This window comes from Streptomyces sp. RLB3-17 (assembly GCF_007113425.2).
GTDB lineage: Bacteria > Actinomycetota > Actinomycetes > Streptomycetales > Streptomycetaceae > Streptomyces > Streptomyces mirabilis_D.
In genome coordinates this window covers 235,396-251,243 of the sequence record NZ_CP041610.2, presented here as the reverse complement: position 1 = coordinate 251,243, position 15,848 = coordinate 235,396, and the positions used below count along the sequence as shown (strand labels likewise).

Sequence of the window (15,848 nt, the reverse complement as noted above, 5' to 3'; positions counted from 1 at the left end):
ACGCGCCCGGTCAGGCCGGTCCGGCGTGGACTCGTTCGGCGGCGGCGAGGATGGTGGAGCGTGCCTGATGGCGACGCTCGTATTCCAGCACCCGCCGGGTGAGACCCTCCTCGGCGTCACCGAGCCGCTTGCGGATCTCGCCCGCATTCATGCTGTCGTAACCGAGCCAGGGCTCGGGCCCGAGCAGGTCCGCGACCCTGCTCAGGACCGCGGATCTGCCGGCGTGGGCACGCTCATAGGCGCCGACCGTGGCCAGATCCGTCTGGGACAGGTGCGGGAGCCGGCCGAGGATCATCCTGGTGCTGAGCCGACGGTAGTCGGCGATCGGCAGCTCGTCCTCCGTGATGAGGGCTCCCTCCGGCGCACCTTGGAGCCGGTCCACGCCGGGCATGCGTTCTGCCGTCTCCCGAAGCCAGCTGCTCCAGTCGCGGACCGCCTGGGCGGCACCGGCGGTGCCCAGGCCCTCAGCGGTCTCGGCGGCCAGCACTGCCGCCTCGGCGCGCTGCTCGAGGCTGCTGCCGAGTTCTTCCAGCGCCTCCTCGTCGTCACGGCGGATGGAGCCCAGCAGCTCCGAGGTGGCGGCGTCCGCGGCCTCCTCGGCGATACGCTCGGCGGCCCGGCAGATGGCCACGGCGAACGCGGTGACCGCGTACTCATCCTCGGCGTTCTTCAATAGCTGGTGCTCCGTCGCCTTTCCCGGGCCCCGCGACACGGCGTTCGGGACGGCCATTGCCGCATCGAAGGGCAGCCGGACGGCCTGCCCGGTGAGGTGCCAGGCATTCCCGATAACGGTCTGCATCAGCCCGCGGGGCTGCAACGTACCCAGACGTTCGTCGATGCGGTACACATGGCCCCGGGAGTCCCCGACGCGGCGCTCCAGGACCTCCCGGTACTCCCCGGCGGGAGTGACCATGAGGTGCGCTTTGCAACGGTCAGCCAGCGCGGCCTGGGCCTCGCGGACCTCACGCAGGGCCGGAACGAGCATGTCTGTGGCTATGGCCATCACGTTTCCTTACGGCTAGTGCGATGCTCGGCAAGAATTGGCCGGCGAACGGCCGCGCCCCTCTTCCACCGTCCCCCGAAAGCGCCGCTCTCGCATCTTCCCGCCAGGCACGTCCTATTGAGGCAGTTGCCCAGCTGCCCCCGGCTCCACGCAACTTGGGACAGTCCGGGGACTCCACGAAACCGGGGGTGGCTCAGGCCACCGACCAGCGTGATCGACGAGGGCATGCTCACATCCGCCTGGGTGTCGGCGCAGCCATGGTCCGCCCGTGGGCGGCAGGTCCCTGCGCGACCTTGCGTCAGCGGAGGGTCGCACGTGCGTTCAGGGCTCCCACACCTCCGGCCCGCCTTCATGCCACTCGATCAATCCCGACTCGACGACATCCAACTCGTCCCAGCCGGTCAGGCCGGCGTTCTGTAGCAACACCGTGAGGTCGTGAAGGCTGTGTGCGGTGCCCATGAGCCGGTCGTCGACACGCACCTGGCGGCCACCGGCCGCAGACGGCGGACAGACGATCACGCAGTGCTCGGACATGACACCAGCCTCACCCGCAGCGGGCAGACCCGCATCCCGGTCGACGTGGTCCCGGCAGGAGCGTCGCGGACGCGCGCTGTCCGAGAACGAAGTACGTCCCGGCGTCGAGTGATCAGTCTGCCCGCCGCACGGCCCAGGTCTTCACTGCCGCCAGCGCCGCGGTGATCACGGCCATCAGGGGCACGGCCGCGGAGGTCCAGGCCGCGGCCAGCACCAGAACCGCGGCCACGGGCGAGGCCGCGACGGCGGGACCGCGCAGCGGTGGGCCTACGCGCAGCCACCAGACCGTCGCGATCCAGGCGGCGAGGGGTATGCCGACAGCCAAGCCCTGCTGCAGGTGTGTGACGTGCGCACGGCCGATGAGGGCGTCGACGGCGACGGCGAGTCCGGCGCCGATCGCCGCGGTCGAGGTGAAGACGAGGTAGTGGCCGTAGCCCCAGATGATCGTCGTGGCCATGGAGCGCAGCATGCGCTGAGTGGTCCGGTCGAAGTAGAGCCACCACAGGCTGAAGACGAGCAGCAGACCGCTGCCGGCCAGGACCAGCAGGTCGACGTCGGTGCCGGCGCGCGAGTCTGCCGCGGTCTGCACGGCGATGGTCGCCGCCAGCACCGCCTCGCCGAGCACGATCATGGTGAACAGCCCGAACCGCTCGGTGATGTGCTCCGGGTGAAAGGTCGTCACCTGCGCCCGCTCGGCCCAGATCGGGATCAGCAACTCGCCCACGGCCAGCGCCAGCCCGACATAGAGGTACGTCGGCTGGTCGCAGGCGAGGCGAGCGACCCATCCGGCCTGTACCAGGGCGTAGCCGACGGCGTACCGCAGGGTGGTCGTGCGCCGCTGCGGATCGGCCCTGGCCGCCCGCAGCCACTGCATGACCATGGCCAGCCGCAGGATCACGTAGCCGAGGGTGATGACGAGATAGTCGCCGGACTCGAAGGCCCGGGGTACGCCGGCGGCCAAGGTCAGCGCCCCGGCGATCTGCACCATGGTCAGCAGGCGATAGGGGTCGTCGTCGTTGTCGTACGCGGAGGCGAACCAGGTGAAGTTCCCCCAGGCCCACCAGATCGCGAAGAACACCCAGAGGTAATTGCCCACGGCATGGCCGAGGTGCCCGCCGCTCAGGTCGTGATGCAGATGGGAGGCGGCCTGCGCGACGGCGGCGACGAAACAGAGGTCGAAGAACAGCTCCAGCGGGGTGGAGGACCTGTACGCCTCGTCGGTCCGGCGGGCCGTCATTCTGCGTAGGTTCAGCACCCGCGTGCCGCGGCCTTCCGCGGCCGGTTCCAGGCCGACCGCTTCTCTGATCTCCCCGGGCATCGTTCGGCGATCCGTCCTGGCTGTCTGTGTCAGGTTCCGCTGCCGAGCAGGTCGTGGGCCGCGACCCACAGTGTGTAGGGGTTCGCCAGCTCGGGATGGGCGGCCGTCATGCGGTCGATGAGCTCGCCCGGCGTGGAGCTGCGTTCCAGCGCCCTCTCGAAATCGGCCAGGTAGCGGCGGCTTTCGTCGATCTGGCGGCGGGCGTCGTCGTCGGCGGCCCGTGGGTCGCGGTGGCCGGCGATCAGGGTGTCGGCCTCCAGCGCCGCCACGGCGTCCAGCGCCCGCGCCCAGGCGGCCCGGGAGTCCGGTGTCGATCCCATCAGCCACATGTGCGTCCGGTTGTAGACGACGTCACCGGAGACGACCAGGCTGAGCTCCGGGACATGGACGACGCTGGAATGCACGGTGTCGCTGGTCCCGACCGGGATCACCGTGGCCGAGGAGCCTCCGATCGGGATCGTACGGCCGGTCAGCGGCCTGGGTGCGACGGGCTCGCCCGTCAACTGGCCGGGAAAGAACCCGCCCCAGATCTGCATGTACCCCGCTGAGATCTGCTCCTCCATCGCGGGGATGGACTCGGTCAGGGCCACTGGCCTCGCCTGCGGGAACGCCGCCAGGATCTCCGGCAGCCCGAGGAGGTGGTCGGCGTGCGGATGGGTGATGTACACGTACTCGGGCTCGCAGTCGTGGGACTTCACCCACGCCGCCAGCTCCCGGGCCTCTCGCACGGTGATGAGGCAGTCGACCAGCACGGCACCGTCGTCATCGCTGATCAGCGTCGATGTGGACGGCGGCCAGGTCGCCGGGCCCACCACCTCCTCGAATCCCGGCACCGCACTCGGGATCGGCTTGGGATCCACCACGAACACGTCAAAGTCAAGGCTCATCGTCTTCTCCGGCATCGCTGACTCAGCTGGACCTCATGGTCACCCTGGGGGACGGCAGCGGAGTATCAGCATGTTGACTGCACTGCGAGCCGCGGCCGGTTGCAGTCATGTTGCTGATACCACCCCACGGTGCGTTGCCGGATGCTGGTCCTCATGAACCTGAACGCAGCCACATCCGGGGGCGGCGCGCGCCTCCTGGCGGACGGGAACCAGGTGCCGGTGCTCGGCCTCGGCGTCTGGCAGGTGCCGGCCGGGCGAGCGTGCGTCAACGCCGTGCGCTGGGCGCTCGACGCCGGCTACCGGCATATCGACACGGCTCAGGCATACGGGAACGAGGAAAGCGTCGGCCGCGCCCTCCGCGACAGCGGCGTACCGCGCGACCAGGTGTTCATCACCACGAAGTTCCATCCACGGGGCAACGATCCGGTCGCCCAGGCAGAAGACAGCCTTCGTCGTCTCGGCCTGGATCAGATCGACCTCTACCTGGTCCACTGGCCCGAGGGCGGCCCGACCCGGGCCTGGGCCGGTATGGAACGTGCCCAGGAGCTGGGACTGGCCCGTTCCATCGGGGTCTCCAACTACGACGCGGCCGAACTCGAGGCCGTGATCGCCGCGGGAACAGTTCCGCCCGCCGTCAACCAGATCCTGTTCAACCCGCGGCACCGTCGGCAGGCGCTCCTGGACGCCAGCGGCCGGTTCGACGTCGCAGTCGAGGCCTACAGCCCGCTGGGCACCGGCCGGTACGTCGACGACACCACCGTGGCCGGGATCGCCCGACGGACGGGCCGGACACCGGCACAGGTGCTGCTGCGCTGGAGCCTGCAGCACGGACTCGTGGTCGTGGCGAAATCAACACACCGCGACCGCATCCACGAGAACGCCCAGATCCACGACTTCACCCTGTCCGCCGAGGACATGGCCGAACTCGACGCGCTCGACCGGACCGGCGGCACCGACCGCGCGCTCGAAACCAGATGGTGGTAGCACCCGAGGAGTACGCAATGCCCATGATCGACGTGTACGCCACAGCGGGCACCTTCACGGACGGGCACCAGCTCGCCAAGGACCTCGCTGCCACCCTGATGGCCATCGAGGAGGTTCCGGACATCCCGATGTTCCGCCAGAACACCGCGGCCTTCATCCACGAGTTGCCGACAGGCGCCCTGTCGAACGTCGACGGCGCGTCCGACTACGTACGCGTGCAGGTGCTGACCAACGCGGGTGCTCTCGACCGCGACAAACAGATCGCGGTGGTGAGCCGGTTCACCGGCATGGTCGCGGAGGCCGCCGGGGACCCGACGCTCGCGGACCGCACCTGGGTGTTGCTGACCGAGGCCGTGCCCGGTGGGTGGGGGCTGGGCGGTCACGCGAACACCAACGACGAACTCGTCGCCGCGGCGCGCAAGCAGATCGCGGGGCTGCGGGCGATGGCCGGGGAGCAGTGAGGTAGGCGACGGTCACGCCTGTTCGTGGATCCAGGCTTTCGCCAGCGTGGTCCATATCGCGGCCTCGCCGGCGTTCCGGGCGAGGCCGAGACTGTGGGGGCCGTGCGCGAACACGTGTACGGCGTGGGGGACTTGGCCGGCCGCGAGCGCCGCGGCAAGGCGGTAGGCGTGTTCGGCGGGGACATAGGGGTCCTCCGCGGTGTGCCAGACGAAGAACGGCGGCGACTGGGGCGTGACGAGCGAATCCAGCGATGTCGACCGGCGCAGTTCGGGGTCGGCGTCCTCGCCGAGAAGGATCACCCGGGCCGGACGGTAGGTCTCGGTCTCCATCGACGTGATGGCGTAACCGAGCACGGCGAAGTCCACCGCCTCATCGGGCGGGGCGCCCGGCGCGAGGGCGGCCAGCCCGGCCAGATGACCTCCCGCGGAGAACCCGATGAGACCGATGCGCTGCGCGCCGACCGCCCGCCGGCGGCGGATCTCGGCGCGCAGCGCATTGAGCGGCTCCGGGTGCCGGGCGCGGAGCGGATAGCGGAACACGCTCGCCCGCACGCCTATGTCGCCGAGCCAGTCCACCACCGGCTCGGCCTCGTGCGCAGCGTGTTCGGCGTACCCGCCGCCGGGCAGGACGATCATGTGGGTGCCGGTCATCGAGGGCCCCCGAGGAAGGCGTCGACGTCCGCGGCGAACTCCCCGTGGTGCTGGAACAGGAACCCGTGCGCGGAGTCGGGATAGATCTTCACGCGGGCCTGCGGGATCAGACCCGCGAGCAGATGGGAGTAGTGCGGCAGGATCATCGGGTCGCTGTCGCCGTTCGCCACGAACACCGGCATCCTCAGGCAGCTGAGCCGCTGAAGCTTCGCGTGATCGGGGATCCCCCACGTGCACACCGCGTCGTACTGCGCCTCGCGGGTCGCCCAGTTGGTCACCGTGTCCCGGTCTTCGCTCCGGGCGCCGTAGATCCGCTGCAGGGCTTGGCGGCCGGCCTGCAGGCTCGCCGGGGATCCGGTGAAGAAGACGCTCAGGTATTCCTCGGGGCTGGTTTCAGGGTTGCCGACAGCGTCGATGACCTCGGGCGCCCAGCCGTGCATGCCGTCGGCGCCCTGCGGCGCCGACGAGGCGAGGACCAGCCTTCTCACGAGCGACGGCCTGGTCAGGGCGATCTGCTGCGCGACGAAGCTGCCGAGGGAGAATCCCAGGACATCGACCGGGCCCTGGCCGAGGCCCAGGGCCTCGATCGCCTCGATGAAGGCGATGGCGCCGTGTGCCATCTCGTCCGCGGTGTTCGGAGTCGTCCCGGTGGAGCCGCCGACTCCGGCGTTGTCGAAGGCGATGACACGCCGGGCCGGTGCCAGCGCGTCGATCAGCGCCGGATCCCAGTTGTCGAGGTTTCCACGGAAGTGCTGGAGAAGGACCAGCGGCACACCGGCGCCGTCGTCCGTCGGGCCGGTGTCGCGGTACGCGTAGTCGATGCCGTTCGCGGCCTTGACCCGCTCGTTCGGCAGACCTGAGTACGAGTTGAACTCCATGACCCGAGCGAATCAGCCCCGGCGCGGCGGCGGAATCCGCATGTTGACTGCACCGGGCCGCCGCGGGGGAGGTGCAGTCGGGTTGCGGATACCGGCCACCGGGTGCCGGGTGATCACCTACGCCCGGCGGGGGTTCGGCGCATCGAGCAAGCCCGCGATCGGCTACGGCCGGCGCGGTGCTCGGCGGGCTCTCGATGGGCACCGGGCACGTACGGCTCGGACCGGGCGGACAAGGCGGTGCTGATCGGGACGGTCCCGCCGTTCCTGCTGAAGGCGGCCGACAATCCTGAGGGCGTCGACGGCCAGGCGTTCGAGGCCACGGCGGGACGACTGCCCGCCTTGGTCTCGGATCTCAGACTGGTCAGCGTCGAGGGCGGCCCGCACAACATCTGCTGGACGCACCACGAAGAACTGGACGCACCACGAAGAAGTCGACGAGGCTCCGCTGGAGTTCCTCGCCGCCTGACGTACGCGTCACAGGGCTTGCAGAAAGCCGACGAGCAGTTGGTTGACCTGGGCGGCGTGCGTCCAGATGATCGCGTGCCCGCCGTCCGGTATCACCGCGAGGCGGGCATCGGCCAGCATCACGGCCAGACGGTTCCCGGTGGCGCCGGGCGGCATGACCCTGTCCTGAGCGCCCTGCACGACCAGGACGGGGATCGTGATGCGGGCGACGTCGTCCCGGAAGTCCTCCCGCCAAGCGACCGCGCAGCCCAAGGCCGCGACCGCGGACACCCGCAGCGCGACGTGGAAGCTGTTCTGCCATGCCTGGTCGCTCACCCGGCTCCCGCCGATCAGGTCGGTGTTGCGGTAGTCGGTGTTGTAGTAGTCGATGTTGTAGTACCGGTCCAGGTAGGCCTTGATCGCCGCCGGGCGGTCGGCGGACAGCTCGCCGAGGAAGGCGTCGAGGGCGCCCGGGGCGATGCCCTCCGGGTTGGCGTCGGACCGGGGCAGGAACGGCGGCAGAGGCGCCAGCAGCGCCACGCCGCGGACTCGCCGCTGCCCGTACGTTCCCAGGTACCGGGTCAGTTCCCCGGTGCCGGAGCAGCAGCCGACGAGCACCGCGTCCAGCACATCCAGGACTTCCAGCAGTATGTTCAGGTCCGCGGCCAGCGTGTCGTAGTCATAACCCACCGCCGGCCGTCCCGAGTCGCCGCCGCCGCGCCGGTCGTAGCTGATGACGCGGTACCCGGCCGTGAGCAGAGCCGCCTCCTGCTTCTCCCACGAGCGCCCGTCGGCGAGGTAGCCGTGGACCAGGACGACGGGCGGGCCCGCGCCGTGGTCCTCGTAGTGGATCCGGATGTCACCGGTGTTCTCCCGGCCGACCATGACATACGGCATCACCGAGTTCCTCCGAGGGTGCTCCGTCTTTTAGGGCGGGGAGGAATCGGGCTCCTGCGGGGCAGGGCAAGGGTGGCTGAAGCGCCGGCAGGGCGATTCGGCGTCCATCCGCTATGGCGGTGAGGCAGTCCGCACCGGTCGGGAGGTCTCAACTGTCAGTCCTCCCGGATAGGTTGATGTCATGGCGGCGATCGCGCAGGAGTCGGAAGGTGACGGGCACGCCCGCTACACCTATCGCCTGCGTGTCTCCTCTGGCGCCCGCACGGCTCTTGAGGCGGAGTGGTCGCGCTGCAGGTGGTTGTGGAACGAATGCTGCGCCCGGTCGAAGAAGGCTCACCGGGACGGGGAGAAGTGCGGTCCGGCACGGCTGGACAGGATGCTGACGCAGGCCCGCACCGCAATGTCGTGGCTGCGTGAAGGCTCCTCGGTTCCTCAGCAGCAGTTGATACGCGACTTCGCGAAGTCCCGGGCCAAAGCACTCAAGGACATCAAGGCCCGGTTGCCGATGCGGCAGCGGGCCGGTATGCCCCGGTACAAGAAAAAGCACCAGGACGCCCCCAGCCTGAACTACACCCGGCGCGGCTTCCGTCTCAAAAGCGGTCGTCTGCACCTGGCCGGGGGCATCGCGGTGACGGTGGTGTGGTCGCGGGACCTGCCCGAACCTCCGTCCAGCGTCCGCGTGTACCGCGACAGTACCGGAGCGTGGTACGCGTCCTTTGTCGTCCCGGCCGTGACCGAGGCCCTGCCGGAGACCGGCGCGGTGATCGGTATCGACTGGGGTGTCAAGGAGACCGCGACCACCACCAGCGACGGACACGACCTTCCCCACCCCCAGTACGGGAAGAACGCCGCCCAGCGCCTGGCCCACTACCAGCGGATGATGTCCCGCCGTCGTCCCCCGAAGGGCAGGGCTGCCTCGAAGGGCTACCGCGCCGCGCAGGTCCACGCGGCGAAGCTGCACAAGAAGGTGGCACGGCAGCGTCAGGACACCGCCCGCAAGTGGGCCAAGAAGATCGTCCGCGACCATGGCGCTTTGGCCGTGGAGGACTTCCGCCCCAAGTTCCTTGCGAAGTCCGCCATGGCCCGCAAGGCCGCTGACGCCGCGATCGGAGCGACGAAGGCCGCGTTGGTCGAGATGGCCCGCAAGCACGGCCGGACCGTGTATCTGGTACACCCCGCGCACACCACGATGGACTGTGCGCAGTGCGGAGCGAGAACCAAGCACGCACTACCTCTTTCCGAAAGGACGTATACCTGCACCGCATGCGGAGTCGTGAGCCCTCGGGACAAGAACTCCGCCCGCGTGATGCTGGTCCGGGCTGGTCTGCAACCCGGCTAGTGCTGATCGTGCAAGACCTGCACCCCCGCCGGGGGGCAGGCGACGTGAGCTAGGAATCCCCCTGCTTTAGCCGGGGGAGGCGTCAAGAACCCGCGTTCCATCGCGCGCAGGGGACAGCATCCATACACTCAACCCTGTGCCGCGCAGCGGCCGTCCGGTATCCGCAACCTGACTGCACACGGCCTCGCGTGACCGGATCAGCTTGGCTGTGTGCGGGCCTGTATTCGGCCGGGTGAGGGTGGCGTTTCCGCGATGACCCGCAAGGACACGAACGTGATCGGGCGGCGGGAGGAGCTGTCCCTGCTTCGGGACCTGATCGCCCCGCCCCACAAGGAAAGCCACGTTCTGCTGCTCCTGGGCGATCCGGGTCTGGGCAAGACCGTCCTGCTGGCCGAAGCCGCGCGCGAGGCCAAGGCGGCGGGGATGCGGGTGCTGGCGACCACCGGCAGGGAGTCGGAGCAGGACCTGGCGTTCGCCGGGCTGCACCAGTTGCTGCGCCAGGTGCTGGACCGCGTGGGCCGCCTGGCGACCCGCCAGGCCGAGGCGCTGCGCGGTGCGTTCGGGCTCTCCGACGACCCCGCGCCGCCCGACGCCCTGCTCACGGGGATCGCCGTACTCACCCTGCTGTCCGAGCTGTCCGACGAGCGGCCGCTGCTGGTGACAGCCGACGACACGCAATGGCTGGACCGCGCCTCCCTCGACGCGCTCGCCTTCGCCGCCCGCCGCCTGGAATCGGAGCAGCTCGTGCTGCTGGCCGGCGCCCGCGGGGGCGTACCTCCCGCCGGTTTCGAGAGGGACCTGCCGCAGCTCCTGCTGCGACCACTCACCCGGCCGGACGCGGGCCTGCTCCTGGACGCGCAACCGCGCCCGCCGCACGGTCGGCTGCGTGAACAGGTGCTGACCCAGGCGGTGGGCAACCCACTGGCTCTGATCGAGCTGTCCAGGGTGATCGCCACGGATCCCGACGCGGGGCGCCGATGGACCGCCGAGCCGCTGCCGTTGACCGGGCAGCTGACCGCCCTCATGGCCGCCCAGTACGTCACTCTGCCCCCAGCGGCGCGATCCGCGCTGCTGCTCGCCGCGGCTGCCGACAGCCCGGACCTGACCACGGCGATACCAGGGCTTTCCGCCGACGCGCTCGCCCCGGCGGAAGCGGCGGGCCTGATCCGGCTGGACACGCCGGGCCCGCGGTTCGCCCATCCGCTCACCCGGTCGGCCGTCTACCATGCCGCGCCCTTCGCCGAGCGGGCCGCGGCCCACCGACAGGTCGCCGACGCGCTCCGCGACCAGCCCGACCGCCACGCCTGGCACCTGGCGGCCGGCGCGCTGGAACCCGACGAGCACCTGGCCGCACTGCTCGTGGACAGCGCGGCCCAGGCACAGCGCCGTGGCGGTGCCGCCGCGGCGGCACGCGCCCTCGAACGCGCCGCCGAGCTCAGCCCCGGCGAACCCGACAAGGCCCGGCGACTGCTGGCCGCCGCCGAACTCGCCCTGCCCGCCGGACAGGCCGACTGGGTACGCGAACTGGCGGGCAAGGTACTCACGCTGACCTCCGACCCGGACCTGCGCATCGCCGCCCGGCTGGACATCGGCTGGTCGCTGCTGTGGTCCAACCGCAACGCCGACGCGTTCGACACACTCCTGTCCGTCGCCGCTGAGGCATCCCCGAGGCTGCCGGCCATCGCGTGGCAGGCCACCTGGATGGCCGCCACGGTCGCCCACCAGACCGGACTCCCCGAAGTCTGCGCCAAAGCACGTGCCGCCCTCGACCTGCTCGACTCCCGGGACGGCCCACCGCCGTCGGCCGAGGACTGGCCCGCCGGCCGCGCCGATGAGTACCGGATCTGGATCCGGGCCTGCACGGACCCGTTCGGCGAAAGAGCCGACATCGTCCCCCGCCTGCGGCGCACAGCGGGAGGATCCCTCTCGGACCCGGGTACGTTCGGCGCGGCGGCCTGGGTCCTGGACGAAACCGAACTGGCGGTCAGGGTGCTGCGCGAAGCTCTCAGCCGGCTGCGCGCCCCGGGCGTCCGCGGTGCCAGCGGCGGCGTGCTGTCGGCACTGGAATGGGCATGCGTCGACAGCGGGCGCTGGGACGACGCACTCGCCGCCGCCCGAGAGGCGGGCGACATCGCCGCCGCCTACAAGATGGAAACCGTCGCGGGCTCGGCCGACCTCACCACAGCCATCGTGGCGGCCATGCGCGGCGAACACGACCAGGTGGCACCGCTGCTGGCCCGCGTGCGCGCCGCCGTGGACACCTCCGAATACCGCGGGTTCGCCGCCAGGATCTGGCAGACGGCAGGTCTCGCCGCGCTGGCCCAGGGCAACTACGTGACCGCGTACGCGCAGCTCAGCCGTCTCTTCGCCGCCGACGGCACACCCCTGCACCATCACTTCTCCTACCTCGCCGTCGCCGACCTCGCCGCTGCGGCGGTGCGTGCCGAACGGCACCTCGAAGCGCGTACGTTGCTGGAGCGCGCGCTGGCTCGCGTGGACCCCGCGCCCGGGCCGCGCCTGGCACAACTCACGGCCCGGGCCCGCGGACTGCTCGCCGAGCCCGACCGCGCCGAAGCCCACTTCGCCGCGCCCCTGGCCGATCCCACCGGAGACACGTGGCCGTTCGAACGGGCCCAGCTTCAGCTGGACTACGGGGAATGGTTGCGCCGGCAGCGACGGATCAACGACGCCAAGCCCGTCCTCGTGACCGCCCTGGAAACGTTCCGCCGTCTAGGGGCGGCACCGTGGACCCGGCGCGCGGAATCCGAGCTGCGTGCCTGCGGCGTAACGGTGCAAGCCCCGCAGGGCGCCCCGGGCGCGCTGGACGGCCTCACTGCTCAACAGCGCGAGATCGTCATCCTCGCCGGACACGGCCTGACCAACGGCGAGATCGCCGACCGTCTGTTCCTGTCCCCCCGCACCGTCGCCTCACACCTGTACCGCTCCTATCCCAAGCTCGGCATCGCCGGCCGTCGCCAACTCCGCGACATCATCGACCAGTAGATCACCCAGGGGCCGGCCACTAGCGCGCTGACGCTGCCGCTGCCGACGCCGGCGATTCGGGAGCCGTCGGGGAGCGTGCCCGCCGTGAGGTACTGCGGGCAGCCTTGCCCTGCACAACAAACAACCCCAGGCCAATGACCTGAGGTTTCATACGGAGCGGGTGATGAGAATCGAACTCGCACTCTCAGCTTGGGCGGCGACCGCGCCTTTTCCGGACCAGGGAATCGATCGTGAGGCGGCCGTCTTGGGGGGTGTGCGCGTATGGTTTCGGCAGTGGCCACGGACACCTGGGTGCAGAACCCGGACTGCCCCGACTCACAGGTCTCCTCGCAGGAGCTGAAGTCGGGCACGTACGACGCGGGCACGGACACGGCACGGTCGTATCTGAAGTTCGGCGTGTCGGAGTTCGCCGGCAATCACATCACCGCGGCGAGGCGTACGCCTCCCAGAAGAACCGCGCCTACCTGCGGCGGCGCGGCATCCGCTGCACCATCCCGGACAAGGCTGACCAGGCCAGCAACCGCAAGAAGCGCGGCTCGCTCGGCGACCGTCCGCCGAAGTTCGACCCCGAGGACTACAAGGCGAGACACGCGGTCGAGTGCGGCATCAATCGCCTGAAAAGACACCGCGCCGTGGCCACGAGGTACGACAAGCTCGCGGTCCGCTACGAGGCGACCGTCCTCGTCGCAGCCATCGATGAATGGCTGTGACCAGCGTCGTCGAGAGTGATCCAGTAGCGGCGCTTGACCCCGGTTTCGGTGCTGCGCACATCTTCGAGGACGCCGCCGTTGCTTTCGACGGTCCGCGCCGAGCCGACGTTGCCGTCGTCACAGGTGAGAAGGACCCGGTCCAGACCGAGCGCCGGCGCCTTGAGTAGAACCGCTCCCAGCGCCCACGAGGCCAGTCCGCGTCTCCTGGCAGAAGGCCGAACGCTGTAGCCGATGTGTCCGCCCCCTTCCAACAGAAAGGCGTTCAGATAGTGCCGAAGGTCGATGGCCCCGAGATACGTCTCGCCGTCGACGATCCACCAATGGGTAGCGTGGACGCGGCCTTCCCCGACAGGCAGCGACCGGTCCGATTGCTGTCGCAGTCGCTCGACCCATGAGGCGAACCCTTCCGGGCTGTCGAGGTCGTCGTCACCAACCAGACGCAGGCCAGCCCCGTCCTGGTGAGCACCAGGCTGCCACTCGTCACGCGCCGTGAGCCACGAGGAATGCAGCTGTCCAGTGGGAGCGATCAGTTCAACCATGCGAGGGACGATAACACCCGCACCCCCTGTGTGATCAGGCACTTTGTGCCAAATCGGGAGCCTGGCCCGTCGGATGGGGTGTAGGTATGCCAGACGGAGGCGAGACGCCTCATTCCGCCGCGATCCGGACGGAAGATCACGTACTGCACTCTGGAGTCAGCAGCCCCCGAACCGGTCCTTCAGGAGGTTCCGCTGCGCGCATCGACGCCGGCCACGTCAGGTTCTGTGCGCCGTCTGCAACCGGGCGAAGGGCTATTGCAGCTCACCCTTCGCCCGTCGGGCAGAACCCTGATCTCATCCCTCAAGGACGTCGGCCGCTCACACACCGACGACACCGCCGGGGACAAGGTCAGTCAGATCTCACGGCACACCGAGTGGATCACAGGCGGCCTGTCAGCAACTACTGGGATCCGGCGCGCCGTTGCCTCCGGTGGCGTAGTCGTGAACCGATCCACCAGTCGCGTACCGGCAGCTATTGCCGTGCTCGTCTGTCACATTGGCGTAGGCGAACCACTTGTCCGGGTTGGCCGTGTGAATGTCGATCCCGTAGGAGAAGACGTCCTGCGCGACGTTCGCGTTCTGGACCTTGTCCCGGTCCATGACGGCTGGGTAGTTCTCCCACGACATAGCCATGACGTCGACGTGGGCATACGGGTGGGCGTTGCGATACGGGGTGGACCACTGCCAGTGAGCCATCACCTGACCACTGCAGGTGTTGTACTCCTGCTCCACCTGGCCCGCGTACGAACCCAGCAGGGTGTAGTTGCCCGGGGACCCGATGTTGATCCAGCCGGTGCACGAAGCTGATTCGGAAGAAGCCTGAGCGGTGCCGGCCACTACGGTCCCGGCAGAGAGCGCGAGTGCGGCGGCAGTGACAGCAACCGGTTTGAGCGCACGGCGAAGTACAGACATGTTTCCCCCTGTTGTGGTCGTGGAGCGAGTCGACGATCAGCCACGGAGCCTAGGCGTGTGCGCGCTCGCCGTACAGATACTGGAGCGGTCCAGTACGTTGTCCAACACCCGCTGTACAACAGCCTGTTGAGCGTAAAGTCCATCGTGCCAGACTGTCGCGCTCGCCACCTCGGCTGCTTGACGAGGTCGTGGGGAACAAATAGGCATGAGCGCCCACGCTCATGCGACGTGCGGCTGGGCTCGTTCCACAAAGTGTCCGCGTTCGAAACGGACTCCGCGCGGACGAGAGCCAGGAGGCGGGGCGCACTCACGGCCCGCCATCGCTCCTGGGCGGACTCGACGAGTTTGAAGACCATGGCCAGGGCGGCGGCTGTACTGCCGGCGCCCCAGGTGACCTTGGTCCGGGCGCCATTGTGCCCGCGTGCTTCGGATCCGTCGGGATCGTCAACATCATGGTCGTCAGAGTGCAGTACGTGATCTTCCGTCCGGCTTGTCATCGCTCGATGGTGTGGACGTTGGGGAGTCGTTGCCGGTCAGACGTCCGCGATTCGCTGAATTCTGGCATGAGCATGCGCAAACCGTACTCCAGTGACGTCTCCGACGAGCAGTGGCTCCTGGTCGAACCCGTGATCACAGCGTGGAAGGTCGCGCATCCGCCGGTCAGCGGCCACCAGGGCAGATACGCGATGCGGGAGATCGTGAACGCGATCTTGTATCAGAACCGCAGCGGCTGCCAGTGGGACCTGCTGCCCCACGATCTGCCGCCCGCCGGGGCGGTGAAGTACTAATTCTACAAGTGGCGCGACGACGGCACCGACCAGACCGTCCACGACCTGCTGCGGTGGCAACTGCGGGAGAAGAACCGGCGATTATCCGACCCGAGCCTTCGCCGACGCGGGCCGCCCGTTGCGGGTCCGCGACCTGTGCGAGGCCCTCGACCTGCCGATCCTCCCGAAGCACACCGAAGGCATCCGGTCCAAGCTGAAGCGCCTGGTCGTCCGGGGCGTGCTCGCCGAACCCGAACCCGGCCTGTTCACCCAGCCTCGCACCTGATCTTCGGTCCACCCCGCTGACCAGCGACCTTCACCCAACTCCAAGCCCGAAACGGACATTACCTCGCGTACTCCACTCTGGGACTGTGCAGTGAAATTTGAGGCCCCACAGCTGGTTGTAGGGTCTCGAGGTTGGTGTCGGAGACCACCCTCGTGACCTGCTGCGTCTTCCGTTGCCTCACGGCGTGTCGGACATCGGAGTCTCAGCTTCGTGTCGCTTCCTCGGCGGTCTGTCT

General features: G+C 69.3%; 14 protein-coding genes and 2 pseudogenes. 7 read left to right on the top strand and 9 right to left on the bottom strand.

What is annotated here, in order from left to right:
• Positions 1-10 precede the first annotated feature (10 nt).
• The 4 genes from FNV62_RS01320 to FNV62_RS01305 form a co-directional block, all read right to left on the bottom strand.
• Complete coding sequence (locus tag FNV62_RS01320) at positions 11-1,003, bottom strand: hypothetical protein (protein ID WP_143599605.1); 993 nt, start codon at positions 1,001-1,003, stop codon at positions 11-13.
• Between the two features lie 321 nt (positions 1,004-1,324).
• Positions 1,325-1,537 carry a hypothetical protein gene (locus tag FNV62_RS01315; protein ID WP_060895359.1) on the bottom strand — a complete coding sequence of 71 codons (213 nt, stop codon included), beginning with the start codon at positions 1,535-1,537 and terminating at the stop codon, positions 1,325-1,327.
• A 112-nt stretch (positions 1,538-1,649) separates the two neighbouring features.
• Positions 1,650-2,774, bottom strand: coding sequence for a low temperature requirement protein A (locus FNV62_RS01310; protein WP_205523102.1), 1,125 nt, complete (start codon positions 2,772-2,774; stop codon positions 1,650-1,652).
• 110 nt (positions 2,775-2,884) lie between these two features.
• A complete protein-coding gene (locus FNV62_RS01305) occupies positions 2,885-3,742 on the bottom strand; it encodes an MBL fold metallo-hydrolase (protein WP_164657583.1) in 858 nt (285 codons plus the stop codon).
• A gap of 153 nt (positions 3,743-3,895) precedes the next feature.
• Here FNV62_RS01305 and FNV62_RS01300 point away from each other — a divergent pair, with 153 nt between their 5' ends.
• On the top strand, positions 3,896-4,726 hold the full coding sequence (locus FNV62_RS01300) for an aldo/keto reductase (protein ID WP_143599602.1): 831 nt from the start codon (positions 3,896-3,898) through the stop codon (positions 4,724-4,726).
• 17 nt (positions 4,727-4,743) lie between these two features.
• Positions 4,744-5,187, top strand: coding sequence for a tautomerase family protein (locus FNV62_RS01295; protein ID WP_143599601.1), 444 nt, complete (start codon positions 4,744-4,746; stop codon positions 5,185-5,187).
• Between the two features lie 12 nt (positions 5,188-5,199).
• Here the strand turns inward: FNV62_RS01295 and FNV62_RS01290 are convergent, their stop codons facing one another.
• The 3 genes from FNV62_RS01290 to FNV62_RS01280 all read right to left on the bottom strand — a co-directional run bounded on the left by FNV62_RS01290 (position 5,200) and on the right by FNV62_RS01280 (position 8,057).
• Positions 5,200-5,838, bottom strand: a complete 639-nt coding sequence (locus FNV62_RS01290) for a prolyl oligopeptidase family serine peptidase (protein WP_143599600.1) — start codon at positions 5,836-5,838, stop codon at positions 5,200-5,202.
• A complete protein-coding gene (locus tag FNV62_RS01285) occupies positions 5,835-6,716 on the bottom strand; it encodes an alpha/beta fold hydrolase (RefSeq protein ID WP_143599599.1) in 882 nt (293 codons plus the stop codon). The genes FNV62_RS01290 and FNV62_RS01285 overlap by 4 nt, the downstream gene beginning before the upstream one ends.
• 474 nt (positions 6,717-7,190) lie before the next feature.
• A complete protein-coding gene (locus FNV62_RS01280) occupies positions 7,191-8,057 on the bottom strand; it encodes an alpha/beta fold hydrolase (RefSeq protein ID WP_097288471.1) in 867 nt (288 codons plus the stop codon).
• A gap of 181 nt (positions 8,058-8,238) precedes the next feature.
• On the opposite strand from FNV62_RS01280, the pseudogene FNV62_RS01275 reads away from it, so the two are divergent.
• The 3 genes and pseudogenes from FNV62_RS01275 to FNV62_RS55145 all read left to right on the top strand — a co-directional run bounded on the left by FNV62_RS01275 (position 8,239) and on the right by FNV62_RS55145 (position 13,109).
• Positions 8,239-9,466, top strand: a pseudogene (locus tag FNV62_RS01275) (RNA-guided endonuclease InsQ/TnpB family protein).
• Positions 9,467-9,648: 182 nt separating this feature from the next.
• Positions 9,649-12,399 (top strand): helix-turn-helix transcriptional regulator, encoded by a 2,751-nt coding sequence (locus FNV62_RS01270; protein ID WP_143611887.1) that lies wholly within the window; start codon positions 9,649-9,651, stop codon positions 12,397-12,399.
• Positions 12,400-12,629: 230 nt separating this feature from the next.
• Complete coding sequence (locus FNV62_RS55145; RefSeq protein WP_225900079.1) at positions 12,630-13,109, top strand: transposase; 480 nt, start codon at positions 12,630-12,632, stop codon at positions 13,107-13,109.
• Here FNV62_RS55145 and FNV62_RS01260 read toward each other — a convergent pair.
• On the bottom strand, positions 13,064-13,648 hold the full coding sequence (locus FNV62_RS01260) for a GNAT family N-acetyltransferase (RefSeq protein ID WP_143599597.1): 585 nt from the start codon (positions 13,646-13,648) through the stop codon (positions 13,064-13,066). The genes FNV62_RS55145 and FNV62_RS01260 overlap by 46 nt on opposite strands.
• Before the next feature lie 393 nt (positions 13,649-14,041).
• Positions 14,042-14,560: a hypothetical protein gene (locus FNV62_RS01255; RefSeq protein ID WP_143599596.1), complete on the bottom strand. Its 519-nt coding sequence runs from the start codon at positions 14,558-14,560 to the stop codon at positions 14,042-14,044.
• Positions 14,561-15,123: 563 nt separating this feature from the next.
• Here FNV62_RS01255 and FNV62_RS01250 point away from each other — a divergent pair.
• Positions 15,124-15,447, top strand: a pseudogene (locus tag FNV62_RS01250) (transposase); the annotation flags it as partial.
• A gap of 19 nt (positions 15,448-15,466) precedes the next feature.
• Entirely contained in the window at positions 15,467-15,613 is a 147-nt protein-coding gene (locus FNV62_RS54455; RefSeq protein ID WP_181360829.1) for a hypothetical protein, read from the top strand.
• Positions 15,614-15,848 lie beyond the last annotated feature (235 nt).

Excerpts from the sequence above, each read along its gene's own strand:
- FNV62_RS01320 (WP_143599605.1), bottom strand. The coding sequence starts at position 1,003 with ATGGCCATAGCCACAGACATGCTCGTTCCGGCCCTGCGTGAGGTCCGC.
- FNV62_RS01315 (WP_060895359.1), bottom strand. The coding sequence starts at position 1,537 with ATGTCCGAGCACTGCGTGATCGTCTGTCCGCCGTCTGCGGCCGGTGGC.
- FNV62_RS01310 (WP_205523102.1), bottom strand. The coding sequence starts at position 2,774 with ATGACGGCCCGCCGGACCGACGAGGCGTACAGGTCCTCCACCCCGCTG.
- FNV62_RS01305 (WP_164657583.1), bottom strand. The coding sequence starts at position 3,742 with ATGAGCCTTGACTTTGACGTGTTCGTGGTGGATCCCAAGCCGATCCCG.
- FNV62_RS01300 (WP_143599602.1), top strand. The coding sequence starts at position 3,896 with ATGAACCTGAACGCAGCCACATCCGGGGGCGGCGCGCGCCTCCTGGCG.
- FNV62_RS01295 (WP_143599601.1), top strand. The coding sequence starts at position 4,744 with ATGCCCATGATCGACGTGTACGCCACAGCGGGCACCTTCACGGACGGG.
- FNV62_RS01290 (WP_143599600.1), bottom strand. The coding sequence starts at position 5,838 with ATGACCGGCACCCACATGATCGTCCTGCCCGGCGGCGGGTACGCCGAA.
- FNV62_RS01285 (WP_143599599.1), bottom strand. The coding sequence starts at position 6,716 with ATGGAGTTCAACTCGTACTCAGGTCTGCCGAACGAGCGGGTCAAGGCC.
- FNV62_RS01280 (WP_097288471.1), bottom strand. The coding sequence starts at position 8,057 with ATGCCGTATGTCATGGTCGGCCGGGAGAACACCGGTGACATCCGGATC.
- FNV62_RS01270 (WP_143611887.1), top strand. The coding sequence starts at position 9,649 with ATGACCCGCAAGGACACGAACGTGATCGGGCGGCGGGAGGAGCTGTCC.
- FNV62_RS01260 (WP_143599597.1), bottom strand. The coding sequence starts at position 13,648 with ATGGTTGAACTGATCGCTCCCACTGGACAGCTGCATTCCTCGTGGCTC.
- FNV62_RS01255 (WP_143599596.1), bottom strand. The coding sequence starts at position 14,560 with ATGTCTGTACTTCGCCGTGCGCTCAAACCGGTTGCTGTCACTGCCGCC.